At 72.3% G+C, this 24,991-nt stretch carries 22 protein-coding genes, 3 tRNA genes and 1 other RNA gene; 18 read left to right on the plus strand and 8 right to left on the minus strand.

Annotated features, from left to right (window positions below):
- From F0U47_RS04650 to F0U47_RS04670, 5 genes are all read left to right on the plus strand, one after another.
- Nucleotides 1–1,566: an alpha/beta hydrolase gene (locus F0U47_RS04650; protein ID WP_246159448.1), complete on the plus strand. Its 1,566-nt coding sequence runs from the start codon at nt 1–3 to the stop codon at nt 1,564–1,566.
- A gap of 75 nt (nt 1,567–1,641) precedes the next feature.
- A tRNA-Thr gene (locus F0U47_RS04655) sits at nt 1,642–1,714 on the plus strand.
- Between the two features lie 471 nt (nt 1,715–2,185).
- Nucleotides 2,186–2,503 (plus strand): hypothetical protein, encoded by a 318-nt coding sequence (locus F0U47_RS04660; protein ID WP_149749179.1) that lies wholly within the window; start codon nt 2,186–2,188, stop codon nt 2,501–2,503.
- A 444-nt stretch (nt 2,504–2,947) separates the two neighbouring features.
- Nucleotides 2,948–3,844 (plus strand): glycoside hydrolase family 16 protein, encoded by an 897-nt coding sequence (locus F0U47_RS04665; protein WP_149749180.1) that lies wholly within the window; start codon nt 2,948–2,950, stop codon nt 3,842–3,844.
- 270 nt (nt 3,845–4,114) lie between these two features.
- Nucleotides 4,115–4,576 (plus strand): MarR family winged helix-turn-helix transcriptional regulator, encoded by a 462-nt coding sequence (locus F0U47_RS04670; protein WP_149749181.1) that lies wholly within the window; start codon nt 4,115–4,117, stop codon nt 4,574–4,576.
- Between the two features lie 18 nt (nt 4,577–4,594).
- Here the strand turns inward: F0U47_RS04670 and F0U47_RS04675 are convergent, their stop codons facing one another.
- Complete coding sequence (locus F0U47_RS04675) at nt 4,595–6,133, minus strand: FAD-dependent oxidoreductase (protein ID WP_149749182.1); 1,539 nt, start codon at nt 6,131–6,133, stop codon at nt 4,595–4,597.
- 27 nt (nt 6,134–6,160) lie between these two features.
- Nucleotides 6,161–7,225 (minus strand): GTP-binding protein, encoded by a 1,065-nt coding sequence (locus tag F0U47_RS04680; RefSeq protein ID WP_149749183.1) that lies wholly within the window; start codon nt 7,223–7,225, stop codon nt 6,161–6,163.
- Between the two features lie 53 nt (nt 7,226–7,278).
- Between F0U47_RS04680 and F0U47_RS04685 the strand changes: the two genes are divergently transcribed.
- Nucleotides 7,279–8,469 (plus strand): YibE/F family protein, encoded by a 1,191-nt coding sequence (locus tag F0U47_RS04685; RefSeq protein ID WP_149749184.1) that lies wholly within the window; start codon nt 7,279–7,281, stop codon nt 8,467–8,469.
- Between the two features lies 1 nt (nt 8,470).
- On the opposite strand, the gene eccCa is transcribed toward F0U47_RS04685, so the two are convergent.
- The gene (eccCa, locus tag F0U47_RS04690; protein ID WP_149749185.1) at nt 8,471–12,217 is read right to left on the minus strand and encodes a type VII secretion protein EccCa; all 3,747 of its coding nucleotides are present in this window, start codon (nt 12,215–12,217) and stop codon (nt 8,471–8,473) included.
- 152 nt (nt 12,218–12,369) lie between these two features.
- Here eccCa and F0U47_RS04695 point away from each other — a divergent pair, with 152 nt between their 5' ends.
- From F0U47_RS04695 to F0U47_RS04710, 4 genes are read left to right on the plus strand one after another with little or no spacing between them, the layout of a single operon-like run.
- Nucleotides 12,370–12,687 (plus strand): WXG100 family type VII secretion target, encoded by a 318-nt coding sequence (locus F0U47_RS04695; protein ID WP_149749186.1) that lies wholly within the window; start codon nt 12,370–12,372, stop codon nt 12,685–12,687.
- A gap of 18 nt (nt 12,688–12,705) precedes the next feature.
- Nucleotides 12,706–13,008: a WXG100 family type VII secretion target gene (locus F0U47_RS04700; RefSeq protein ID WP_149749187.1), complete on the plus strand. Its 303-nt coding sequence runs from the start codon at nt 12,706–12,708 to the stop codon at nt 13,006–13,008.
- Nucleotides 13,009–13,019: 11 nt separating this feature from the next.
- Nucleotides 13,020–14,027: an EsaB/YukD family protein gene (locus tag F0U47_RS04705; protein ID WP_188111170.1), complete on the plus strand. Its 1,008-nt coding sequence runs from the start codon at nt 13,020–13,022 to the stop codon at nt 14,025–14,027.
- A gap of 1 nt (nt 14,028) precedes the next feature.
- Nucleotides 14,029–14,217 (plus strand): hypothetical protein, encoded by a 189-nt coding sequence (locus F0U47_RS04710; RefSeq protein WP_149749189.1) that lies wholly within the window; start codon nt 14,029–14,031, stop codon nt 14,215–14,217.
- Here F0U47_RS04710 and F0U47_RS04715 read toward each other — a convergent pair.
- Both F0U47_RS04715 and F0U47_RS04720 read right to left on the minus strand, forming a co-directional pair.
- Nucleotides 14,214–15,590, minus strand: coding sequence for a phospholipase D-like domain-containing protein (locus F0U47_RS04715; protein WP_149749190.1), 1,377 nt, complete (start codon nt 15,588–15,590; stop codon nt 14,214–14,216). The genes F0U47_RS04710 and F0U47_RS04715 overlap by 4 nt on opposite strands.
- Before the next feature lie 226 nt (nt 15,591–15,816).
- A tRNA-Ser gene (locus F0U47_RS04720) sits at nt 15,817–15,904 on the minus strand.
- 71 nt (nt 15,905–15,975) lie between these two features.
- Between F0U47_RS04720 and ffs the strand changes: the two genes are divergently transcribed.
- From ffs to F0U47_RS04755, 7 genes are all read left to right on the plus strand, one after another.
- Nucleotides 15,976–16,066, plus strand: an RNA gene (gene ffs, locus F0U47_RS04725) — signal recognition particle sRNA small type.
- A gap of 79 nt (nt 16,067–16,145) precedes the next feature.
- A complete protein-coding gene (locus F0U47_RS04730) occupies nt 16,146–18,107 on the plus strand; it encodes a DNA polymerase III subunit gamma and tau (RefSeq protein ID WP_149749191.1) in 1,962 nt (653 codons plus the stop codon).
- A gap of 22 nt (nt 18,108–18,129) precedes the next feature.
- Nucleotides 18,130–18,525 carry a YbaB/EbfC family nucleoid-associated protein gene (locus F0U47_RS04735; RefSeq protein ID WP_149749192.1) on the plus strand — a complete coding sequence of 132 codons (396 nt, stop codon included), beginning with the start codon at nt 18,130–18,132 and terminating at the stop codon, nt 18,523–18,525.
- Between the two features lie 9 nt (nt 18,526–18,534).
- Nucleotides 18,535–19,131 carry a recombination mediator RecR gene (gene recR, locus F0U47_RS04740; RefSeq protein WP_149749193.1) on the plus strand — a complete coding sequence of 199 codons (597 nt, stop codon included), beginning with the start codon at nt 18,535–18,537 and terminating at the stop codon, nt 19,129–19,131.
- Nucleotides 19,128–19,745 (plus strand): DUF5063 domain-containing protein, encoded by a 618-nt coding sequence (locus F0U47_RS04745; protein WP_246159449.1) that lies wholly within the window; start codon nt 19,128–19,130, stop codon nt 19,743–19,745. The genes recR and F0U47_RS04745 overlap by 4 nt, the downstream gene beginning before the upstream one ends.
- Before the next feature lie 58 nt (nt 19,746–19,803).
- Nucleotides 19,804–21,093, plus strand: a complete 1,290-nt coding sequence (locus F0U47_RS04750) for an aspartate kinase (RefSeq protein ID WP_149749194.1) — start codon at nt 19,804–19,806, stop codon at nt 21,091–21,093.
- Nucleotides 21,094–21,134: 41 nt separating this feature from the next.
- Nucleotides 21,135–22,172, plus strand: coding sequence for an aspartate-semialdehyde dehydrogenase (locus tag F0U47_RS04755; RefSeq protein WP_149749195.1), 1,038 nt, complete (start codon nt 21,135–21,137; stop codon nt 22,170–22,172).
- Nucleotides 22,173–22,180: 8 nt separating this feature from the next.
- On the opposite strand, the gene F0U47_RS20985 is transcribed toward F0U47_RS04755, so the two are convergent.
- The 3 genes from F0U47_RS20985 to F0U47_RS04775 all read right to left on the minus strand — a co-directional run bounded on the left by F0U47_RS20985 (nt 22,181) and on the right by F0U47_RS04775 (nt 24,490).
- Entirely contained in the window at nt 22,181–23,200 is a 1,020-nt protein-coding gene (locus tag F0U47_RS20985) for a hypothetical protein (protein ID WP_188111171.1), read from the minus strand.
- Nucleotides 23,201–23,331: 131 nt separating this feature from the next.
- Nucleotides 23,332–23,405 (minus strand) — tRNA-Pro (locus F0U47_RS04770).
- Between the two features lie 143 nt (nt 23,406–23,548).
- Nucleotides 23,549–24,490, minus strand: coding sequence for a metallophosphoesterase (locus tag F0U47_RS04775; protein ID WP_149749197.1), 942 nt, complete (start codon nt 24,488–24,490; stop codon nt 23,549–23,551).
- Nucleotides 24,491–24,516: 26 nt separating this feature from the next.
- Here F0U47_RS04775 and F0U47_RS04780 point away from each other — a divergent pair, with 26 nt between their 5' ends.
- Nucleotides 24,517–24,975 carry a GatB/YqeY domain-containing protein gene (locus F0U47_RS04780; RefSeq protein WP_149749198.1) on the plus strand — a complete coding sequence of 153 codons (459 nt, stop codon included), beginning with the start codon at nt 24,517–24,519 and terminating at the stop codon, nt 24,973–24,975.
- Nucleotides 24,976–24,991 lie beyond the last annotated feature (16 nt).

Below are 24,991 nucleotides of genomic sequence, written 5' to 3' on the forward strand. Positions count from 1 at the left end.
GTGAAGAAGCTGATCATCGCCGTCGTCGTGATCTGGGTGCTCGTGATCACCGCTGGCGTCACTGTCGGCATCGTGCTGCTGTCGGGCGACGACGACTCGGACAACGACGCCGACCGTGACCCGACGCCGTCGCAGACCGAGTCGTCCCCGTCGTCCCCGCCGACCACGGGCGGGTCCGTGCCCGACGGCCTGGAGTCGTTCTACGGCCAGCAGATCGCCTGGGAGTCGTGCGGGCCGAACCAGTGCGGCGTGCTGGAGGTCCCGCTCGACTACGCCGACCCGGCGGGCGAGACGATCGAGGTCGCGCTGGAGATGGCGCCGGCGACCGGCGACCGGATCGGGTCGCTCGTGGTCAACCCCGGCGGCCCGGGAGCGCCCGGCACGTCGGTGGCCGAGGACGCTGACTCCTACTTCGCCGACGAGCTGCGCCAGCGCTACGACATCGTCGGTTTCGACCCGCGCGGCACCGGCGACTCGAGCCCGGTCGACTGCCTCACCGACAGCGACCTCGACGCCTACATCGCCGCCGACCCCGACCCCGACGACAGCGGTGAGGTCGAGGAGGTGGTCGAGAACCAGGAGGAGTTCTGGACGGGGTGCGAGCAGAAGTCCGGCGACCTCGCCTCCCACGTGAGCACGATCGAGGTCGCTCGCGACATGGACGTGCTCCGTGCGGTGCTGGGGGAGCGGAAGCTGCCCTACTTCGGGTTCTCCTACGGCACCCGCCTCGGTGCGACGTACGCCGAGCTGTTCCCCGACAACGTCGGCCGGTTCGTGCTCGACGGCGCCGTCGACCCGAGCCTGCCGACCCTCGAGGGATCGCTCAGCCAGGCCGAGGGCTTCGAGACCGCGCTGCGTGCCTACCTGGAGAACTGCGTCGACAGCGGCGACTGCTTCCTCGGCAGCTCGGTCGACGAGGGACTCACCACCATCAGCGACCTGCTGGCCGACATCGACGACGAGCCGCTGCCGACCGACCAGGAGCGCGACCTCACCATCGGCAACGCCTTCTACGGCCTGGTGACGCCGCTCTACTCCGAGGACAACTGGCCCTACCTCGATCTCGGGCTCGAGGAGGCGCTCGACGGGGACGGCAGCACGCTGCTGCTGCTCTCGGACTTCTACGGCTCGCGCGAGGGTGGCGAGTACGTCGACAACAGCCTCGAGGCGATCAGCGTCATCAACTGCCTCGACGATCCGTGGTCGGTCTCGGCCGAGGAGGTCCCCGACTACTTCGACGAGTTCGAGGACGCCTCGCCGACCTTCGGCCGGGTCTTCGCCTGGAGCCTGGTGACCTGCCACGGCACCCCGTTCGAGACCAGCGAGCCCGAGATCGAGATCGACGGTTCGGGCGCGGCGCCGATCGTCGTCATCGGCACCACCCGCGACCCGGCCACGCCCTACCACGAGGCCGTCGCGATGGCCGAGCAGCTCGACTCCGGCGTCCTGCTGAGCCGCGAGGGCGACGGCCACACGGCCTACAACCGCGGCAACGACTGCATCGACGACGCCGTCCACGCCTACCTCATCGAGGGCACCGCCCCGGCCGACGGCAAGGAGTGCTGAGCGCGGCCGTCCTGTCGGTTTCGTGACGGCGTCGGCCCGCCGGTATGCTTCCGCAGGTTGCTGCCCCGGCAGCACGCCGCCTTAGCTCAGTCGGTAGAGCGGCTCACTCGTAATGAGCAGGTCGTCGGTTCGATTCCGACAGGCGGCTCGGCGTTAAACCCGGTCCGAGAGGGCCGGGTTTCGTCGTTCCTGTCGCCATTGCTGCAGCCAGGTCGGAGCGGAAGCGTGAACACGAAGCGTCAGGTTCTGTACAACCTGAGCGGCAGGTAAATCCGCAAGCTCCGCGTGATCCACAAGACCAACGAAGATTGGCACAGAGGGCTGGTCAGTGGCAGTCAGGAACGCAAAGAAGGACGACGGAACGCTGGCGCTGAAGGCCGATATCGCATCGTCATTTACGGCGCTCGCGAGGACCCGAACCGATGACGGGAAATGGGTCGAGATCGAGGGGACTGCTGCCGTTGAGCGCCCCCAACCCGGCTCACCCGAGTGGGGCGGGTCACGTCTCGACCCGGGCCTATTCGAGGATAGCCGTCGTCACCGCGGGTATTGGAGAGCCACGACGCTCTCAGTTCAGAACCAGCTGAGGCACCGTGTGACAGAAGCAAGGAACACAACCATGGCTACCTCCAGCCCGTCCCAGCAGTACGGAACGGCCGCCACGACCACGACCGGCCGCCGGGTCAGCACCGAGACGAAGGCGTCCTTCAAGACGTCCGAGCTTGCCGTCTACATCCTCGCGGTGATCGGTGTGCTGATCGCGTCCGCCGTGGCCGACAGCACCGACTTCGGCACCCAGGAGGCGTGGTGGTTCATCACGCTCCTGACCATCGGCTACATGATCAGCCGTGGCCTGGCCAAGTCCGGCAGCCGCGACTTCTACGACGACAACCACGACGACGTCAACCGCGGTCAGCGCAACCACACGACCGCGTAAGGCGCATCCGCGAAAACCCGCCCCATCTGGCTACGGCCAGGTGGGGCGGCGTTTGGCTGGGGGCGGCGTCGTTGGTCTGGGGGACAGGCGACGCCGCCCAAGGTCTAGAGGCCCGGGGCATAAACCCGACCCCGGCCGCTGATCGTTGAGCGACGGGTCCTCGGTCAAAGACAAAGGCGCCGAAGAGAACCGACATTCGGCCGACGTTAGGCCTTATGTCCGAACGATCTTCCGAGAACGACCAAGACCTGCCTTCGACGACTCCCGGGGCCTGAATCACGAAACCGCATTGCCGCCTACCCCGCGACCACCTTTCGCTGCCCGGTCTAGTCCGTTTAGACCATCTAGGCGCGGCCGACCTCCTGATGGAACGACCCCGGCTTCTCTTTACCTTTGAAGAAGTCAGTTGGTTCGTTTCAAACTTCCCCCAGGAGAGTCCGCGCCATGCGGTTCATTCGTCTTATCGTCCTGTTCGCCTGTGCCGTCGCCGGCGGTGCGATCTCGGTCCTCGGCCCCGCCGCGGAGGCGGCTCCGGTCGCCTCCTCGGTCTCGATGGAGCCGGATGCATGCGGTCCCCGGCTGGTCAAGGAGGACGGCACCGCGTGGGAGTGCACCTTCGTCGACAACTTCGAGGGCACCGAGCTCGACACCACCAAGTGGATGGTGGCCGAGACCGCGTTCAGCGGTATCACCAACGGCCACACGGGCTGCTTCGTCCGTAAGCCGTGGACCGTCAGGGTGATCGACGGCCGACTGCGGCTGACCGCTCGGCGGCTCCGGACGAGCGTGCCGTGCGAGAGCCCGCTGGGCGACTTCCGCACCGACCTGGCCGCCGCGGCCGTGACGACCCGGGGACGGTTCAACCAGGCCTACGGTCGCTTCGAGTTCCGGGCGCGGATGCCCGTCACCCGCGTCGGAGGATCTCACTCCACGCTGTGGCTCTACCCGAACAAGCACACCTACGGTCCGTGGCCGCTCTCGGGTGAGATCGACGTCGCGGAGTGGTTCAGCGCGCTGCCGGACAAGGTCTACCCCTCCGTCCACTACGTCGACGGACTGAACGACGTCAACACCGGTCACGATGCCGGCTTCGCCAACGTGAGCAGGTTCCACACCTACGCGCTCGAGTGGACCCCGACCGAGATGCGGTTCTACTACGACGGCCAGCTCACGTACTCGCACGCAGCGAACCCGCTGCTGCCGCTGCTCGGGTCGCAGCCGTTCGACCAGCCGTTCAACGTGGTGATGAGCCAGGCCTGGGGCGGTCTGTGGAACGCGCCGACTGCGGAGACCCCCACCCGGAACATGATGGCCGTCGACTGGGTCCGGGTCTGGCAGTGACGACCTCGGGCCGAGGCCCGCTGGAGTATGGCCCTTCGAGTGACGACCCCGGCGCCAACGTTAGGGGCGCCGCCGCCGGGGCCGCCCGGCCCACGCCCAGGAGGGAACCAAGCGGCGGGACCTCACCGATCCCTTGCCGCTGTTCTCTCTAGGGACCGGCTTGTTGGGCCTGATACCCGGTCGGCCGCGGCCCAATCGCCATCGTCAGACTGGCGCAGCAGCAGGGCCGGGCATAGTGGATACGTCAACCAAGCCCACTAGAATGGTGGCGTGACCGAACCCTGGCTCGACGACGAACAGCAGCAGGCCTGGCGCGCCTGGCTCGAGGTCAACACGCAGCTCTTCGCGCGGCTCAGCCGCGAGCTGCAGGCCGCCAACGGGCTGTCGCTCCAGGACTACGACGTGCTGGTCGCGCTGACCGAGGTGTCCGAGCCGAGCGTGCGGATGCGGGACCTCGGCGTGAAGCTGGAGTGGGAGAAGAGCCGGCTCTCGAAGCACCTCGCCCGGATGGTGGCGCGCGGCCTGGTGGCCCGACGCGACTGCGACGACGACCGGCGGGGTGCCTTCGTCGAGATCACCGACGAGGGGCTCGCGGCCATCCGTGCCGCAGCGCCGGGGCACGCGGCCCTCGTCCGCGAGGTCTTCTTCGACGGGCTCAGCCGGACCCAGGTCCGTGAGCTGCACGCCATCTGCCGGACGGTGCTCGACCGGTTGGAGACGGTCGAGGCCTGATCCCGTCGGCTCGTCGCGTCAGTCGAGCAGGTCGCGCACCGCGAGCGAGGCGAAGACCATTGCCGCTCCGAGCGGTGCACCGGGTGCCGGGTAGGCGGCGCCGAACACCGACGCCACCGAGTTGCTCGTCGCGTAGAGGCCGGGGATCGGGTCCCCGGTGCCCGCGTCGAGCACGCGGCCGGCGGGGTCGGTGACCAGGCCGCCCTTGGTGCCGAGGTCGGAGAGCACGAACCGCGCGGCGAAGTACGGCGGCCGGTCGATCGGCGTGAGCGCCTTGTTGGGGCCCTGGCCGCCCGCGAAGAACGTGTCGTACTCGTCCGCGCCGCGCCCGAAGTCCTCGTCCACGCCCGACTCGGCGAACCCGTTGAACCGGTCGACCGTGGCGGTGAGCACCGCCGTCTCGACGCCGATCGCCTGCGCGAGGTCCGCGATCGTCCCGGCGGTCACCCAGGTCCCGGCCGCGAGGTGCTCGGCGGGATCTCCCTCGGGCATCGCGATCGCCGGGAGCCGGCCGCCCTCGCGGTCGTCGAAGACGAACCAGGACGGGATCCGTTCCGGAGCGTCCGCCATGATCCGGCCGAACCGGTCGTAGGGCAGGCACTCGTTGGCATACCGCCGGCCGGTCTGGTCGACCATGAGGCCGCCGCGGAAGCCGAGGGTGAAGGTGCCGCTCCCGTCGGGGTGGGCGAGGCCCGGGCAGAACCACCCCTGCCCGGAGTAGTCGGTGGCGGCGCCGACCTTCGCGCACGCCTCGATGACGTCGCCGGTGTTGGTGCCGCGGGGCGCCATCGTCCACTCGGCCCGGCCGGGCGTCCCGTGCAGCGAGCGGAGCTCCGGGCTGCCCTCGTAGCCGCCGGCGGCGACGACCACCCCACGACGGGCGGCGACCTCGACGGTGCCGGTCGGCGTGTCCGCGACCACGCCGGTGACGCGGCCGTCCGCGTCCCGTCGTACGGCGACGACGTGGTGGTCGGTCGCGACGGTGCCGCCGTCCCGGACGACCATCGCAGCCAGCCGGCCGATCAGGGCCTGCCCGCCGGACAGCGTCGACCTCCCCGTGCCGCCGACCCGGTCGCGCTCGACCGGCGGCCGGACCAGTGCCGTGACCGCGGGGTCGAGCTCGTCCCGCCGGATCGAGACCGGCTGGATCGAGCGGCCCATCGGCACCCGGCCGGGGGCGTCGTAGTACTCCGCGAACGGGATCCACTCGAAGTCCATCAGCACGTCGTCCTCGAGCGTCGCGACCAGCTCGGGTGCGTGGCGGAGGAACGCCTCGACGCGCTCGAGGTCGGGGTTGTCGAGCACGGCGGCGAGGTAGGACCGGGCGCCCTCGGTCGAGTCCGGCAGTCCCGCGCGCTGCTGCACCGCGCTTCCGGGCAGCCAGCAGGCACCGCCGGAGTACGCCGACGTCCCGCCGATCAGCGGCGTCCGCTCGAGCACCACCGTCGACAGCCCGGCGCGGGCGGCCAGGGCGGCGGCGGTCAGGGCGCCTCCGCCCGATCCGACGACCACCAGGTCGTAGGCGGGCTGGAGCGGGCTGGGGGGTACCGTGGTCACGGCAGAACTGTAACGCGTTCTAGTTTGCTAGGCAGCGTCCCGGATCGGCCCGAGCCACGGCTCGAACCCGTCCTCGCTCAGGTCCCCGCTCCGCACGTCCTCGGCACGCGCGAGCATCGCGGCGAAGGCACGCCGCGCCTCCTCGGGCGCAACACCCACGCCGGTGAGCACGATCCGGGTGAACGGCGGGGTGCTGCCCCACGGGCCGTGGTCACCGATGCTGAGCTGGCCGCCGGCGCCGTCCCAGGCGACGACCCGCCCGGGCCGGGTGGGCAGCCAGAAGCACCCGCGCGAGCGGTGGTGGCCGGTGCCGAGCACCTCCAGCGAGTCGAGCAGGCGGCCCGGGTGGAACGGCAGAGGCGAGCGGAGGTCGAGCTGCCAGACTCCCTCGGCGCCGGTCCGGGGCAGCGGGTCAGTGCGGGTCGGCGCCGTCCAGGCCTCGGTGCGGGAGTGGTCGTGCAGCCGGCCCACCAGCGCGGCGGAGTCGACCTCGCTCGCGCCGTGTGCGAGCACGGCGTCGGGCCTGGCGATCGTGCGCACGAGACCCACGGCGACCGGGTCCGCGGGGCCGTCGAGAACGACAGCGTCGGCATGCTCGACCATGGCGCCGAGCACCTCGCCCACGCCCCGGCGGTCGTCCTGCGAGCTGTGCAGCCCGCGCTCGACCAGCAGGTCGTCGCCGAGCAGGTCCCGCACCGGGTGGTGGGTGCCGAGGGCCGCGACCACCGCGGAGATCCGCAGCACCCGCGCGATCCGGGTCTCCCGGGCGACGATCCAGCAGATGCCGCCCGCCGGAGCGCCCACCGGCAGGTGCGTGACGATGCTCTGCCAGCGGCCGGTCCGCGCCAGGCGCTCGAGCGTGGGCAGGATGTCCTCGCGGATCGCGCAGGTGACGCACGCGTGCTCCAGCGGGACCTCGTGCTTCTCGACCACGCCGGTCAGGTCGCTCACCGTGCGGATCAGCAGCTGCTGCTCGACATCGATGCGGTGGTGGACGGCGACCGCGCCGGGCATCCCGAACTGGAGCCCGATCATCGTTGCGGCCATCGCGTCGGGGTCGACCCCGGTCAGCAGGACCACGGGAGTCCGCATGTGTTGCCTCCGGCTGTAGTTGAGAATGATTCTCAAAACTATACTGAGGTCCCATGGCACACGGACACCCCCACCGCGCATCGTCCGGAGTCGACGAGGAGGTGGAGGTCGCCGGCCCGGCGCGGACGGCGCTCCTCGTGAGCCTGGGGCTCGCCGCGGTCGCCACCGTCGCCGGGCTGATCGGGTGGTGGCCGTCGGGCGACGCCTCGGAGGTCGAGTCCGCACAGTTCGCCGCCGAGGGCGTGACCTTCCCCAGCGGCGAGGTGCGGGAGGTGGGCGAGCCCTGCCCGCTGCAGGAGGCACCACCCGAGGGCTGCGGCCTGCTCACGGTCCGGGTCGAGGACCGGACGGTCGACGTCATGGCCCCGCCCGAGGTCTTCTCCGCCGGCATCGCGCCCGGCGACAGCGTCGAGCTGCAGAAGGTCCCGGGCGCCGACGGCGACGAGCCGACGTACTCCTACTTCGCCACCGACCGCGACAGCACGCTGCTCTGGCTGCTGGTGCTCTTCCTCGTGGTCGTCCTCGCGATCGCCCGCTGGCGCGGGCTGTTCGCCGTGATCGGCCTGGCGTTCGGGGCCACGGTCGTCTGGTGGTTCCTGCTGCCGGCGCTGCTCGAGGGCGCGTCCGGCGTCGGCGTCGCGCTCACCGGCGCGTCCGCGATCATGTTCGTGGTGCTCTACATGACCCACGGGCTCTCGTTGCGGACGAGCACGGCGCTCGCCGGCACCCTCGTCGGGATCGTCATCACCGGTGTCCTCGGCGTGATCGCGGTGTCCGGCGCCCGGCTGACCGGCATCTCCGACGACACCGGCGGTCTGCTCCGCGCGTACGGCGGCGGCCTCGACTTCCCGTCCCTGCTGGGCTGTGCCCTCGTGATCGCCGGGCTGGGCGTCCTCAACGACGTGACGATCACCCAGGCCTCGGCGGTCTGGGAGCTCCGCGCGGCGTCCCCGGAGGCGTCGCGGTGGGAGGTGTACGCCGGCGCGATGCGGATCGGCCGCGACCACATCGCGTCGACGATCTACACCATCGTCTTCGCCTACGTCGGCACGGCACTTCTCGTCCTGATGCTGCTGAGCATCTACGACCGCTCCATCCTGGACCTCCGGTCGACCGAGCACCTCGCCGAGGAGATCGTGCGCACCCTGGTGACGTCGATCGGGCTGGTGCTGGCGGTCCCGATCACGACCGCGGTCGGGGCGCTGGTGGCGGCGCCGAGTCGTCCGGCCGGGAGTGACCTGTAGGTCACGCTGACGATGACGACCAGGCGACCTGCAGGACCTGGGTGCCGCCCTCCCGGGTGACCAGCTGGGCGCGCCCGGGCACCGCCGGCCGCGGCCGCACCGAGCCGACCAGCGGTCCCTCCTCGCGGCTCCCGCTGAGCAGCACGCCCGGTATCGCGAGGTCCCGAAGCGACTGGATGACCGGCTCGAAGAGCGCGCGGGCGGCACCGCCGCTGCGCCGCGCGACCACGACCCGCAGGCCGACGTCGCCGGCCTGGGCGAGCAGCGGCTGGAGGGCGGCGACCGGTGACGCCTGCGGCGTCGCGACCAGGTCGTAGTCGTCGACGACCACGAACACCTCCGCGCCGCTCCACCACGAGCGGCGCCGCAGCTGGTCCGGGGTGACGTCGGGACCGGGCAGCCGGGAGCGGAGGTAGGCCGCCAGCTCCTCCAGCGCCGGGCGCGCCTGGTCGGCGGAGGTCAGGTAGTGCAGCAGGTGGTCCTCGGGCACCTCGCCGAGCAGTGACCGGCGGTAGTCCACGACCACCACCTGCGCCTGCCCCGGCGTGCGGGTGCGGACGACCTCGTGCAGGTAGGTGCGCAGCAGGGTGCTCTTGCCGGACCGGCCGGCGCCGAACACCAGCAGGTGCGGCTCGTCGCTGGGATCGAGCGCGACCGGCGCCAGGCGCGCCTCGTCGACGCCGAGCAGGAGCCCGGGAGCGTCGGCACCGGCCTCGCGGCGTACGACGTCGAGGGGGATGCGCTCCGGCAGCAGTCGCAGTCGTGGCGCCCTCGTGCCCGCCCAGGCCGCCGTCACGGAGGCGACGAGGTCCTCGACGCCGGGCGGCTCCGCGGCGAGGAAGTGGAGCGGCCCGGGCACGAGGCCGCGGCCGGGGCGGTCCTTGGGCACGCTCGCCGCGACCTTCCGGTCCACCTCCGAGTCGATGGGGTCGCCGAGGCGCAGCTCCAGCCGGGTGCCGAGCTGGTCGCGCAGGGCTGCGCGGAAGTCCGACCAGCGGGCGGCCGACACGACCAGGTGGATGCCGAGGCCGAGCCCGCGCTGCGCCAGCTGCTGGAGGGCCGGCTCGAGCTCGTCGTACTCCGCGCGCAGGGTGCCCCAGCCGTCGACGCAGAGGAAGATCTCGCCGCGCCCGTCGTCGGGCTGGCCGGCCTCGCGCCGGTCCGCGATGTCCTGCACCTCCGCCACGATCCGGCGTACGACGTCGCCCTCGGTCCGCCCGGCGAGGCCGGCCACGTGCGGCACGTCGGCGAGGGGAGCGAGAGCGCCGCCCAGGTCGAGGACGTACCACTGCGCCTCGCGCGGGCTGCTGACGAGGGCGGCGGCGCTGATGATCGTGCGGAGCAGCGTGCTCTTCCCGCTGCGCGGCCCGCCGACCACGGCGACGTGACCACCGGCCCCGCGGAGGTCGAGCACCAGCGGGTCGCGCCGTTGCTCGCGCGGCCGGTCGAGGGTGCCGACGGGCAGCTGCAGCGGGCCGGGAGCGGCCGGCAGCAACCGCTCGAGCGGGTCGGGCCGGTCGAGCGGAGGCAGCCAGATCCGGTGCGCCGCCGGTCCGTGGCCGCGCATCGCACGCACGGCGAGGTCGAGGACCGAGTCGCTCCCGTCGACGAGCCCGGTGGGGGGCGGAGGCTCGGGTCGCGGCTCGGTCGCGGACACCGGACGGGCGACGAACGGCAGCACCAGCGGGGCTCGGCGGCGGCCCCGGCGTACGGTCGCGGCGACGGGCCCGGAGACGTACGCCGCCTGGAACCGGGTGAGCGTGGCCGGGTCCGGCCGGAGGTAGCCGAGGCCGGGCACCGGCGGCAGCGCGTAGGCGTCGGGGACGCCGAGCACGGTGCGGGACTCCTGGGCGCTGAAGGTCCGCAGGCCGACCCGGTAGGAGAGGTGGGAGTCGAGGCCGCGAAGGCGTCCCTCCTCCAGGCGCTGCGACGCGAGGAGCAGGTGCAGGCCGAGCGAGCGGCCGAGCCGTCCGACCGCGACGAACAGCTCGGTCAGCTCCGGCTTCGCCGCCAGCAGCTCCGAGAACTCGTCGACCACGACCAGGAGCGACGGCAGCGGCGCGAGGTCCGCGCCGCGCTCGCGCGCCGCCTCGTGGTCCCGCACCGAGGCGAGGTTTCCGGCACTGCGCAGCAGCTCCTGGCGGCGGACCATCTCGCCCGCCAGCGCGTCGTGCATCCGGTCGACGAGGGTGAGGTCGCCGGCCAGGTTGGTGATCACCGCCGCCACGTGCGGCAGGTCGGCCATTCCTGCGAACGTGGCGCCGCCCTTGAAGTCGACGAGCACGAGGTTGAGCCGGTCGGGCGGGTGGGTCATCGCCAGGCCGAGCACGAGGGTCCGGAGGAGCTCGGACTTGCCGCTGCCGGTCGCGCCGACGACCAGGCCGTGCGGGCCCATGCCCTGCTGTGCCGACTCCTTGAGGTCGAGGTGGACGACGCCGTCGTCCCCGACGCCGATCGGCACCCGGAGGCGGTCCCGCGCGGGCCGGGGTCGCCAGGCGCGGGCGGGGTCGTAGGCGCCGGTGCCGCCCAGGCCGCTCCAGCCCAGCAGGGTGGGAAGGTCGGCCGGCCCGGACGGCGTCTTGGGCGACGACCCCTGCGGGGCGTGCCGGGCGCTCAGACGCCGCGCCAGCGCCTCGGCGGTCGCGGTGTCACAGTGGTCGGCGCGGGCGGCGACCGGCTCCGCACGGAGGCGTACGGCGCGCGCCGGCACGCCGTGCTCGAGGCCCCGGCCGTCCCCAGCCAGCTCGAACCGCAGCACCCCGGACGTCGGCGGCTCGTCGGGTGCGGCGAGCTCGAGGACGGTCAGGCCGCGCCTGCCCTCCGGTGGCACCAGCAGGTGGGCGGACGCGGGCCCGTCGAGGACGAGCAGGACGTGGGGCCCGCCGGTCGTCCCCGGCAGCAGCTCCGCCAGCTCGGTCGCGCGCGTGCTGATCAGGCGGACCGGCCCGACCGCGTCGGTCCGGTCGGCGCTCCAGGCGTGCGGGAGCCACTTCACCCACTCCCACTCGGCGACGGTGTCGTCGTCGGCCAGCACCGCGACCACGAGGTGCTCGGGGGAGTGCAGCGCGGCGACCGAGCAGACGAGGGCGCGCGCCAGGCCGCGGCCGGCCGCCGGCCCGCCCGTCAGCGCGACCCGGTGGAACCTGCGGAGGTCGACCGCCGCGGGCAGGTCGGGCTGTCTCCGATGGGTCTCGAGCAGGCGTCGTACGGCCGACACAGCCGCAGGGTCGGCGTCGTCCGCCGCCATGCCGGCCGGATCCGACAGCTCGACGGAGAGCGGCTGGCTGCAGACGCCGTACCGCACCTGGAGGAAGGCGGGATCGTCCGGCGCCCGCTCCCCCACCCGCGAGCCGTCGGCGGCGAGGGCCGGCAGCGCGGCCGGGTCGGGATGGAGCCAGCAGAGTGCGTGGCGCTGGGCCGCTGCCGCCTCGTGGACCGTCGCGCGCACGCCGGCGAGGTGCCGCAGGTAGGCCCGTCGCGCGGTCGTCACCTGGCGGTGGCGCTGGCCGCGCTGACGGTCCAGCTGGATGCCGAGGTAGGCGACGGTCGTCAGCAGGAAGAGCCCGGCGGCGACCACCCGGACCTCCGAGCTGCCGCCGCCCAGGGACGCGACCAGCACCACCGAGCCGAGACTGCCGAGCATCGGGAGGGCGCTCATCGCCACGCCGCCGGCGCCGTCGGACGTCGGCAGGCGGGGCGGCTCGTCGAGGACGATCCGGCCGGTCGGCGGCTCGGGACGTGGCGTCATGCGGCCGAGTCAACCCCGGTGCGGAGCACCGCGGAACCGGCATCGACGCCGCCTGTGGACAACCCCGGACGCCGGTTTCGCCGTGCGGACCGCACGGGCACACCGGGCTCGTCGGCACCACCCGGTGCCGCCCGACCAGAAGGAGCACCACCATGGCTCAGCCCGACGAGTTCGGCCAGGGGGACGGCACCCTCAGCCGCGCCGCCGGCCTCGTGACCGACGCGAGGACCGACTTCACCACCTACAGCGCGCGCCTCGACGGCCAGATCGCGGCCGTCCAGGGCCGGTGGGGCGGGCGGGGCGCCCAGGCGTTCTTCATCCTCCACCAGGCCTGGACCGAGAAGCAGCGGACGATCGTCAGCGCCCTCGACGACTTCGCCGGGTCGCTGACCTCGACCGAGCAGGACAACACCGCCACCGACGACGAGATCGGCGCGAGCTACACCCAGCTCCGCGGCCGGCTCGGCTGACCAGCAAGGAGACACGAGATGGGCACCAACCTCGACGGACTGCGCGTCCAGCACGGCGCGCTCGACCAGGCCGCGGCCGACATGCACCAGACGGTGAAGGACATCGACGACCGGATGAACCGGCTCGAGTCCGAGCTCGAGCCGCTGCGCAGCGAGTGGGCGGGCCACGCCCAGGAGGCCTACCTCCAGGCCAAGGCGACCTGGGACCGGGCGATCCGCGAGATGCGCGACCTGCTCGACGAGAGCCACCGGACGGTCTACGAGTCCAACGCGGAGTACCAGGCCGTCGACCGGCGGGGCGCTGCGCGCTTCGGCTACTGACCGGCGGGTCCGTGTCCGACCGACTGCTGCGGGTCACCGCCGCCGCCGGGCGTCGGCGCAGCGACCTGGCCGTCCCGGGCGGGGTGGCGCTGGCCGAGCTGGTGCCCGACCTCGCCCGGGCGGTCGGCCTGCTCGATCCCGCGGCCGCCTACGCGGGCTACCAGGTGCAGGTCGGGGGTCGGAGGCTCCGGGCCGACCAGGGGCTCCGCGAGCAGGGCGTCGACGACGGCGCCCTGCTCGCGGTCGCGGCGGTGGCCGACAGTCCGCCGCCGGCGCCCTACGACGACCTCGTCGACGCCACCGCCGATGCCGTCCGGCAGCAGCGCGGGTGGCAGCCGGCCGACACCCGCCGTACGACGCTCACCGCCGGCCTGGCTGCCTCGGCGCTCGGACTGGCGCTCGGGGTGGGGGTCGTGGCGGCCGGGGCGGCGCCCCGTGTCCCCGGGGCCGGATGGGATCCGGGCCTGGTCGCCGCGGTCGCGTTGGTGCTGGTCGTCCTCGCGGGCAACGCGCTGCCGGCGCTCGCGGTCGCGGCGGGCGTCGCCCGGGCCGACGGAACCTCCGTCGACCCCGGCCTCGTCGGCGCGATGGTGCGGCGCTCGGGCCGGGTGCTGGTCGCCGGCTCCGCCGTCGTCGGCGGCCTCGCCACCCTGCTGGCGCCGCTGGTCGCGACCGACGCGCCGGGCACCGCGCTGGTCGCCACCTGCTGCGGGGTGCTGCTGCTCCGCGCCCGCCGCCATCACGCGTTCGTCCCGGCGCTCGCCGACGTGACCGGCGGGCTGGCTGTGCTGGCGGCAGCGGTCGCCACCGTCGTCGTCCGCCACCCGGACGACCGCTCCACGGTCGCCGCCGCGCTCGTGGTCGGGGGCTGCGCGACTTGTGCGGTCTCTCGACTGCCCGCCACGCCGACACCGCTGCGGGCCCGCGCGCTCGACGTGCTCGAGACGCTCGCCGTGGTCGCCCTCGCTCCCCAGCTGCTGGTCGCGACCGACGGGCTCGCTGTCGTCGCGGGGTCCTGACGTGGCGACCAACAAGGAGCTGCTCGCCGCCGAGGCGTTCCATCGCCGGCGACTGGTGGCGGCACTCCTCAGCGGCTCGGCGTACGCCGACCCGCCCGGTGTGCTGCGGGCCGTCGTCGCCGGCGTCCTGGTCGCGCTGGCGGTCGCCGGCGGGGTGCTGGCCGCCGGCTACCTAGGAGCGCGCGCCTAGTCGTCCTGGCAGCCCACTCCGGGGGTGTAGCTCCGGTCGAGCGTGGAGTGGTTCTGGACGGTGTTCCAGTACGAGACGTACTTCCGCCAGAGGGTGCCGCTGCGGACGTTCAGGGTGTTCTCGTCACCCCTGGTGAGCGAGCCGGTGGCCCAGTTGGCGGTGCCGGTCCAGACGCCGTGGTAGCGCCGGTTGGTCCCGTAGGTGCCGCGGACCGCGACCGCCTTCATGTGGGTGCGGGTGTTGACGCAGCCGTCGCCGTCCGTGTCGACCCGGCTGTCCCAGAGCTCGATCAGGCCGGCCCGCCGGGCGTCCTTCATCCTCGACAGCAGGCCGCTGTCCACGGCGCCGAAGATGATCTTCACCTTGCAGCCGTCGCGGGCGAGGTTGCGGATCTTGTCCCAGATGTAGTTGCCGCGGTGGCCGTTCCACCAGAACTGCTGGATGTGGAGGGAGGTGGGACCGAGCGCGCTGGAGCAGCGGATCTTGCGCAGGTCCTGCATCAGGGGGTCGCGCCTCTTGCCGACGCCGATCATCGGGAAGATCCGCGTGGTGTAGGGGCCGTCCTTGAACTCGACGAGCTTGCGTCCGGCGCGCTTCTGGGCGGTCATCAGGCGGTGGATGCGCACCATGAACGCGAAGGTCTTGGGCCGGTTCTTCATCGTGACGAGGTCGTTCCAGCCTGAGTTGGTGCCGCCGGAGTTGAGGTTGGACGAGGACACCATGACGACGTTGTTGGCCGTGCCGCTGTTCGACATGGCGTAGATCTTGGAGTGCATGTTGGCCTCGTCGCCGCCGCGGCAGCTGCCGTCGCACTTGAGGACGTAGCTGGCGTCCTTGCCCCACGTGACGTTGTTGCCGGTGGGCTCGCGGAGGCTGGTCCTGACCTGGGTGCTGGTCATCAGCGGGATGCCGGTGGCGCCCGTGCGGAGGCCGCCGTTGTCGGCCGGGAGGGACCGGTTGCAGCGTCCGGCGCGGGGGTCGCGGTCGGGGATGCCGTCCCGGTTGCGGTCGGGGACGTTGTCGGCGTTGAGCGCGGTGACGATGCGGCGGAACGGCTTCGACACGACGGCGCGATCGATGATCACCCGGACCGAGACGCCGCGCCGACAGGCGGCGATGATCGCGTCCGCGCTGGCCGGGCGGTCGAACAGGTAACCCGTCACCAAGATGATGGGCCGCGGGTCCCGCGCGGTCGGCCGGACGTGCCGGATGGCGTCCTCGACCTTGTTGACGATCCGGTTGTTCTCGGCCTCGGAGCCCCACGGGTTCGGGACGTTGAAGGTCGCGCCCCCACCGGGCTCGTAGGCCATCGCAGGGACGGTCAGCAGGGTGAACGGCAACAGGATCGCCATGACGGCGGCGGCTCGGCGCATGAACTGACTTCCCCCAAGTTCCGGGTCACGGGCCGCGGGAGGGCGACCCGCCGGGCAGCAAGCATGCTAACTGTCTGCCCTGTACGTGTTGTGACGGTAATCGAACCGCGGTCCCTCGGGGTGCGGAACGCTGATCTCCACCCGTAAAGACGCCGTACGGCGGGCGCAGGTTGCTCCCCGATCCGAAACGGCGAACGGCGCTGAGGTCTGGTCAGCGCCGTCCGGGTGGCGGAGGTAGGGGGATTCGAACCCCCGAGGGCGTTAACCCAACCCGCTTTCCAAGCGAGCGCCATAGGCCACTAGGCGATACCTCCAACGGAGGAGGCTACCGGTCGGCCGAGCGGCCGATGAAATCGCCCGGGCCACCATCCTCTAGAGTGGTGACAACCCCCCGTGCGGCGGCATCTCGCCCAACTCCCCCAGGGTCGGAAGACAGCAAGGGTAAGTGAGCTCTGTCGGGTGCATGGGGGGCCTTTTGCTTGGTGGGTGCGACCACCTCGGGACGAACTCGCCACTCGGGTGTTGGCCGTCGGTAGGGCCGTCTAGGGTTCAAGCGTGGATTCCCCGCTGGCGCTCTACCGCCGCTACCGGCCCGAGACCTTCGCCGAGGTCATCGGGCAGGAGCACGTGACCGAGCCGCTCCGCGCCGCGCTCGCCGGCAACCGGGTCAACCACGCCTACCTGTTCTCGGGTCCCCGGGGCTGCGGCAAGACGACGAGCGCCCGGATCCTGGCGCGTGCCCTCAACTGCGAGCAGGCGCCGGTCGCCGACCCGTGCGGCGAGTGCGACAGCTGCCGTGACCTCGCCCGCAACGGGCCCGGGTCGATCGACGTGATCGAGATCGACGCGGCGTCCCACGGCGGGGTCGACGACGCCCGCGACCTGCGCGAGAAGGCCTTCTTCGCTCCGGTGAGGAGCCGCTACAAGGTCTACATCATCGACGAGGCGCACATGGTGACCACGCAGGGCTTCAACGCCCTGCTCAAGCTGGTCGAGGAGCCGCCGCCCCACCTGCGCTTCATCTTCGCCACGACCGAGCCGGACAAGGTGATCCCGACCATCCGGTCGCGCACCCACCACTACCCGTTCCGGCTGATCCCGCCGCGCCTGCTGTCGTCGTACCTCTCCGAGCTCTGCGATAAGGAGGGAGTGACGATCGAGCCCGCCGCGCTGCCGCTGGTGGTGCGGGCCGGCGCCGGGTCCGCGCGCGACACCCTCTCGGTGCTCGACCAGCTGCTCGGGGGAGCGGGGCCGGCCGGGGTCACCTACGACCTGGCCAGCGGGCTGCTCGGCTACACGCCCGACACCCTGCTCGACGACGTCGTCGACGCGTTCGCCGCCGCCGACGGAGCGTCGGTGTTCGGCGTGGTCGACAAGGTGATCGAGACCGGACAGGACCCTCGTCGCTTCACCGAGGACCTGCTCCGGCGGCTCCGCGACCTGGTCATCGTGTCGGCGGTGCCCGACGCGCCGGCCACCGGCCTCATCGACGTGTCCCACGACCAGGGCGAGCGGCTGGTCGCCCAGGCCGCGCGGTTCGGTCGCGCCGACCTGACCCGGGCTGCCGACCTGGTCGCCGCCGGGCTCACCGAGATGCGAGGCGCGACCGCGCCCCGGCTCCTCCTGGAGCTCATCTGCGCGCGGGTGCTGCTGCCCTCCGCCGACCACGGCACCGAGGGCGTGCTCGCCCGCCTCGACCGGCTCGAGCGGCGGATGTCGATCGCAGCGATGCCGGCGGAGAGCGCCGCGCCCGCCCCCGCGCCGGCCGCAGCCCCCACACCGGAGGCCGCGTCGGCCCCGGCTCCTCCGGTTCCCGAGCAGCGGGCGCCCGAGCCGGAGCCCGAGACCGCGCCGGAGCCCGAGACCGCGCCGGAGCCCGAGCGGACGCCCGAGCCGGAGCGGCCCACGGCCGCCGTACCCCCGGAGCCGCAGGCGGCGGCACCGGCGGCGCCCGAGCCCCCTGCACCCGCTGCCGCGCCCGGCGCCCTGTCGCTGGTCGACGTCCGCCGTCTGTGGCCCGACGTCATCGCAGCGACCCAGCGCAAGCGCCGGGTCACCTGGATCCACCTCACCCAGAACTCCCAGGTCGTCGGGTTCGACGGCACGACGCTGACCCTGGGGTTCAACAACGCCGGCGCGCGCGGCAGCTTCGAGAGCGGGAGCGTCGAGGTGCTGCAGGAGGCCATCCGGGAGATCGTGGGCGCGGAGTGGCGGATCGAGACGATCCTCGACCCCGGCGCCGTGAGCGGCGGGGATGCCCCGCCGCCGCCACCGGAGCCAGCGGCGCCGTACGCCCCGGCCCCCCCGGAGCCGACCGAGACCGTCCTGCCGCCCGAGCCCGAGCCGGTCGCCCCGCGCCGGCCGCGGATGGCGGACATCCAGGCCGAGGCTGCGGAGGCGCACGACCCGGACGCGGCCGTCGACCGGGACGACGCCGACGTCGACGCCGAGGCAGGCGCCGAGCTGCTCGCCCGGGAGCTCGGTGCCCAGGTGATCGAGGAGATCCGCCACCAGTGACGACACGGAAGGCAAGCCGGCCATGACTCAGAACCCGTTCGACGCGCTCGGCGGAGGAGGCCTCGACCTCGGGGCGCTCCTCCAGCAGGCGCAGCAGATGCAGGAAGACCTCCAGGAGGCCCAGGCCCGGCTCGCGGACGCGACGGTCGAGGGCTCGGTGGCCGGCGGAGCCGTCAAGGTCACCGTCAGCGGCACCGGCGAGCTGACCGGGGTGACGATCAGCCCGGCCGCTGTCGACGATCCCGGGCAGCTCGCGGACAACCTCGAGGAGATCGGCGACCTCGTCGTCGCGGCCTACCGCGACGCCCGTGCGAAGGCCGACGCCCTCGCGGAGCAGACCCTCGGGCCGCTCGCCGGAGGACTGCCGGGCATGCCCGGCGGCGAAGGCGGGGCGGGTCCCGGCCCGCTCGGCTTCTAGGGCCTCGCCGTGTACGAGGGCGTGGTCCAGGACCTCATCGACGAGCTCGGCAGGCTGCCGGGCGTCGGCCCGAAGAGCGCCCAGCGGATCGCGTTCCACCTGCTCCAGGCCGACCCGGCCGACGTGAAGCGGCTGGCGGACGTCCTGGTCGAGGTCAAGGCGCGGGTCAAGTTCTGCGCGACCTGCTTCAACGTGTCCGAGGACGACCAGTGCCGGATCTGCCGTGACCCGCGCCGGGACCAGAGCGTGATCTGCGTCGTGGAGGAGTACAAGGACGTCGTGGCGATCGAGCGGACCCGCGAGTTCCGGGGTCGCTACCACGTCCTCGGCGGCGCGATCTCGCCGATCGACGGCATCGGCCCCGAGCAGCTGCACATCAAGGAGCTGCTCACCCGGCTGGGCGACGGCGCGGTCACCGAGGTGATCCTGGCCACCGATCCGAACCTGGAGGGGGAGGCCACAGCGACGTACCTCACCCGGATGCTGGGACCCTTGGGGTTGCGCGTGACGCGGTTGGCGAGTGGACTCCCGGTAGGCGGGGACCTCGAGTACGCCGACGAGGTCACTCTCGGACGAGCTTTTGCAGGAAGGCAGGCGGCAACGTGACCGATCAGCTTCCGGGCCAGGCGGCCCTCGAGGCCTTGCTCGCGGTCGAGAGCGAGACCGTGCGGTTCGCCGACCAGATCGCTGCCTCCGTCGGCTCGTTCCTCGAGTCGTTGCGCGTGATCGCCTTCCAGGCCACACCGGGGCAGGCGATCTCGCTGCTGCTGCTCCAGATCAGCGAGATCGCGCTGACCGGTGCGCGGCTGGGGGTGCAGCGCGACTTCGCGCCGCGCGACGAGTACCAGCCCGACGTCGGGCCCGACGCCGACCTCGACGACCTCCGGATGCGGCTCGCCGAGCTCCTCGGCAACGTCGACACGATGAGCTACGTCTTCGACCCCTACCAGCCCGAGGTCGTCGAGAGCCAGCTCTCCGACGATCTCGCGAGCATCGCCAGCGACCTCGAGCACGGCATGCGCCACTACCGCGCCGGCGACGTCGAGGAGGCCCTCTGGTGGTGGCAGTTCTCCTATGTCTCGTCGTGGGGATCGCTCGCCGGAGCCGCGATGAAGGCGCTGCTGTCCGTCGTCGCCCACGACCGGCTCGACGTCGACAACGAGTCTGAGCTCGACCAGATCGAGGCCGCCGAGGCAGCCTTGGACCGAAGCGGGTCCTAGCGGCCTCCGCCGTTAGGATCGACGGGCATCGTCCCCCGTCGATCAGGAGTGAGCCCCAGTGGGCATTGTCGTGCAGAAGTACGGCGGCTCGTCGCTGTCGGACGCCGACGCCATCAAGCGCGTGGCGCGTCGGATCACCGACGCCAAGAAGGCCGGCAACGACGTCGTCGTCGCGGTCTCCGCGATGGGCGACAGCACCGACGAGCTGCTCGACCTCGCCGCCGAGGTGAGCCCGCTGCCGCCGGCGCGCGAGCTCGACATGCTGCTCACCGCGGGTGAGCGGATCTCGATGGCGCTGGTCGCGATGGCGATCTCGGACCTCGGCCTGACCGCGCGCTCGTTCACCGGCTCCCAGGCCGGCGTCATCACCGACGACGTCCACGGCAAGGCGAAGATCCTCGACGTCACGCCGGGCCGGATCCGCAGCGCGATCGCGGAGGGCCACATCGTGATCGTGGCCGGCTTCCAGGGCGTCAGCCAGCAGACCAAGGAGATCACCACCCTCGGTCGCGGCGGCACGGACACCACGGCGGTGGCGCTCGCCGCCGCCCTCGAGGCCGACGTCTGCGAGATCTACACCGACGTCGACGGCGTCTTCACCGCCGACCCGCGGATCGTCCCGACGGCGCGCAAGCTCGACAAGGTCACCTACGAGGAGATGCTCGAGCTCGCCGCGTCCGGCGCGAAGGTCCTCCACCTGCGCTCGGTCGAGTACGCCCGGCGCCACAACATCCCGATCCACGTCCGGTCGTCGTTCAGCACCCTCGAGGGCACGGTTGTTTCGGGCAGCATCAACGACCCAGACAGTGACCAAAGTGAGGCCACCATGGAAGCACCGATCATCGCCGGCGTCGCCCACGACCGCAGCGAGGCCAAGATCACGGTCGTCGGCGTCCCCGACAAGGTCGGCGAGGCAGCGGCGATCTTCAACGCGCTGGCGGACGCCCAGATCAACATCGACATGATCGTGCAGAACGTGTCGGCTGCGGCCACCAACCTCACCGACATCTCCTTCACCCTGCCCCACTCCGACGGCCAGACCGCGATGACGACGCTCGCCTCGCTCAAGGACCGGGTCGGCTTCGAGTCGCTGCTCTACGACGAGAAGATCGGCAAGATCTCGCTCATCGGCGCCGGCATGCGCTCGCACCCCGGCATCTCGGCGAAGTTCTTCACGGCGCTCGCCGAGGCCGGCGTCAACATCGGCATGATCTCGACCTCGGAGATCCGGATCTCGGTCATCGTCGACCAGGACGACGTCGACCGGGCGGTGCAGGCGACCCACACGGCGTTCGACCTCGATGCCGACGAGGTCGAGGCCGTCGTCTACGGCGGCACCGGCCGCTAAACCACTCGCGGCGCCGCAGCGCGCCCGGAAGGATTGCCCCCATGAAGCTCGGAATCGTCGGCGCGACCGGTCAGGTCGGCGTCGCCATGCGCCAGATCCTCCTCGAGCGCGGCTTCCCCGCCGACGAGGTGCGGTTCTTCGCGTCGGCCCGCTCCGCCGGTACGGTGCTCCCGTTCGGCGACCGCGAGGTCGTCGTCGAGGACGCCGCGACCGCGGACCCGACCGGCCTCGACATCGCGCTCTTCTCCGCGGGCGCGACCACCTCGCGCGCGGTCGCCCCGAAGTTCGTCGACGCCGGCGTGATCGTCGTGGACAACTCCTCGGCATACCGCAAGGACCCGGAGATCCCGCTCGTGGTGTCCGAGGTCAACCCCGACGCTGCCCAGGCCGTGATCGCAGCCGGCCGCGGCATCATCGCCAACCCGAACTGCACGACCATGGCCGCGATGCCGGTCCTCAAGCCGCTCCACGACGAGGCTGGGCTGGTCCGGCTGATCGCGTCGACCTACCAGGCCGTGTCGGGCTCGGGCGTCGCCGGCGTCGAGGAGCTTGCCACCGGCATCTCCGCCGCCGGCGACAAGGCGCGCGAGCTGGCCTACGACGGCGAGGCCGTCGCGTTCCCCGAGCCGGGCGTCTACAAGCGGACCATCGCCTACAACGTGCTGCCCTTCGCCGGCAACCTCGTCGACGACGGTCTCAACGAGACCGACGAGGAGCAGAAGCTCCGCAACGAGTCACGCAAGATCCTCGGCATCCCCGACCTCCGGGTGTCCGGCATCTGCGTGCGGGTCCCGGTCTTCACCGGCCACTCGCTGGCGATCAACGCCGAGTTCGAGCGGTCCCTGCCTGTCGAGCGGGCCCGCGAGCTGCTGAGCACTGCTCCCGGCGTGGAGCTGGCGGAGATCCCGAACCCGCTGCAGGCGGCCGGCAAGGACCCGTCGTACGTCGGCCGGCTCCGCCAGGACCCCGGCGTCGACGGCGACCGCGGGCTGGCGCTGTTCGTCTCCAACGACAACCTCCGCAAGGGCGCCGCCCTCAACACGGTGCAGATCGCCGAGCTGGTGCTCGCCTCGCGCTGACCGCGACCCTAGGCGTCGGTCTCGATCGAGCCCGGCTCGACGAAGGTCTTGGTGACCCAGACGCTCGCCAGGAACCCGCCGACGCTGATCAGCGGGATCACGATGAGCATCGACCAGTGGTCGAGCGCGTCGATGAGGAACAGCAGCGCGATCACGGCGACCAGTCCCACCGCCAGGAAGCTGCTGCTTCCCGGATCGGGGATCGAGAACGTCTTGAGCAGGGTGCTGCCGAGCAGGATGCACACCACGAACGTCGCCACCAGCAGGAGGAAGCCGGGGCCGCCGCCGCAGGACGCCGTCCCGCGGATGGCCTCGCAGCCGCGCAGGGACAGCCAGGTGAGGACCACCATCGCCACGCCGACCACTGCACCGGTCACCGCCGCGGCGGGGTAGAGCGGCAGCAGCGGCACCTCCTCGTGGGCGACGAGCTCGGCGTCCTCGCGTTCGATGGGGGACACCGGCTCCGGCTCGATCTCGGGAGCCAGCTTGGCGCGCGGCCGTGCCGGCTTCTTCGCGGGCTCGGCCGGCTTCGGTGCGGCTGTCCGCGCAGCGGCGCCGCTCGGGGCGGCGGCCTTCACCGGGTCCTTCGCCGTCGTCTTCGCCGTTGTCTTCACCGGCTTCTTTACTGGCTTCTTCACCGGCTTCGTCGCCGGGGCTGCCGCCTTCTGCGGCACCACCACCGGGGTCTCGGGCTCGGGATCGGGCGCCGGGGTGACCTCGGGCTCCGTCGTGGGCTCGGCGACCGGCTCCGGGCCGATCTCGTCGGCGGCGTCGATCTGCGTCGTCTCGTCAGCCTCGATCTGCGTCGTCTCGTCAACCGGCTCGGACTCGGGCGCCTCCTCGACGACCGGCTCCGGAGCGATCTCCTCCGTGTGCCCGTCGTTGACGGGCTCCTCGGCCGGGTGGGACAGGTCGGCGGGCGCCGGTGAGGTGCGCTTGGAGGTCCCCATGGCGTCCGACTTCTTCTTCCGCCCGAACAGCTTGGGCGGCTCCAAGCTGAGCTTCAGCTTGTCCTGCTCGTCAGACATGGGGGCAGTGTGTCACGAAGGACTGCAACGCGTTACGAGAGTTCGCCCAGGGGATGGCGCGCGTCCTCCCACGCTCCCAGCAGGGAAAACAGCGACAGGCGGATCCGTTTCCGGATCCGCCTGTCGATCGGTCGGGCTGACAGGATTTGAACCTGCGGCCTCCTCGTCCCGAACGAGGCGCGCTACCAAGCTGCGCCACAGCCCGCCGTGCTCGTTTCCCTGCCCTCGGAGCCACCTCGCGGTGGGTCCCGGGTGGGGTCCCGCTCACCAGCGGGGAGCATACCCGAGCGCCTCCGCGCCCCCACAATCGATACCCCTGAGCACGAGAAGGGTCGCGCGGAGGACCTCTCAGTCCCGCGGGACGAGCGTCAGCAGGGTGGCCTCGGGGCGGCAGGCGACCCGGATGCGGGCGTAGGGGCTCGTGCCGAGCCCCGCGGAGACGTGGAGCCACGCAGAGCCTGCGTCGCCGGGCCGGGAGTCCGCCGGGTGCCGGTGGAGCCCGCGGGCGCGGGCCGGCTCCAGGTCGCAGTTGGTGGTCAGCGCGCGTCCCGCGCGGCTCGGGTTCGACAGCCGGGGGAGGCACACCTGGCCGCCGTGGGTGTGGCCGGCGACGATGGCGTCGTACCCGTCGGCGGCGAACTGGTCCAGCACCCGGAGGTACGGCGCGTGCGCGACCGCGAGCCCCACGTCCGCCGTCGCGTCGGGTGGTCCGGCGACGGCAGCGAGGTCGTCGTACCCGAGGTGCGGGTCGTCGACCCCGGCGAAGGAGAACCGGGTCTCCCCGACGACCAGCGACGCCGTGCGGTTCGTCAGGTCCAGCCAGCCCGCACCGGCGAGCCCGGTGGTCAGGTCGCCCCACGGCAGCGCCGGGACGTTCGTGTGCCGCTTGCCGTTGTCGGGCAGCAGGTAGCCGAACGGGTTGCGGATGCCGGGCTCGAAGTAGTCGTTGGAACCGTGCACGAAGACGCCCGGTCGGTCCAGAAGGCCGCCGAGGCTGTCGAGCACGACCGGCACCGAGTCGCGGTGCGCCAGGTTGTCGCCGGTGTCGATCACCAGGTCGGGCTCGAGCGCGGCCAGCCCGCGCAGCCACTCCTGCTTGCGGGTCTGGCCGGGCGTCATGTGGATGTCACTGAGGTGCAGCACCCGCAGCGGCCGCATGCCCGCCGGCAGCAGCGGCACCTGCAGCCGGCGCAGCGTGTACTGCCGCGCCTCCCAGGCGGCGTACGCCGTCGCGGCCACGCTGGCAGCCGCGCCGGTGCCGAGAAGTCCGAGAACGCGTGAGGAGGGCACAGGGGAAGGCTGCCACAATCGTCACCATGAACTCGCTGAAGGACCGTCTGCGCACCGACCTGACCACGGCCATGAAGGCCCGCGACGACGTGCGCTCCTCCACGATCCGGATGATCCTGACCGCGGTCACCAACGCCGAGGTGGCGGGCAGCGTCGCGAAGGAGCTGTCCGACGAGGAGATGCTCAGCGTGCTCGCCACCGAGGCCAAGAAGCGGCGGGAGGCGGCGGTCGCGTTCGAGGAGGGCGGCCGCCCCGAGAGCGCGGCCAAGGAGCGCGCCGAGGCCGCTGTCATCGCCGACTACCTGCCGGCCCAGCTGAGCCCGGAGGAGATCGCGGAGATCGTCACCAAGGCCGTCGAGGAGAGCGGCGCCGCCGGCGCCGGCCCGAAGGCCATGGGCAAGGTGATGGGGCTCGTCCAGCCGCAGGTCAAGGGCCGGGCCGACGGCGCCGCCGTTGCCGCGGAGGTACGACGCCAGCTCGGCTGAGCCTCACCCGGCTGCG

The organism is Nocardioides antri, from assembly GCF_008373765.1.
GTDB classification, from domain to species: domain Bacteria; phylum Actinomycetota; class Actinomycetes; order Propionibacteriales; family Nocardioidaceae; genus Nocardioides; species Nocardioides antri.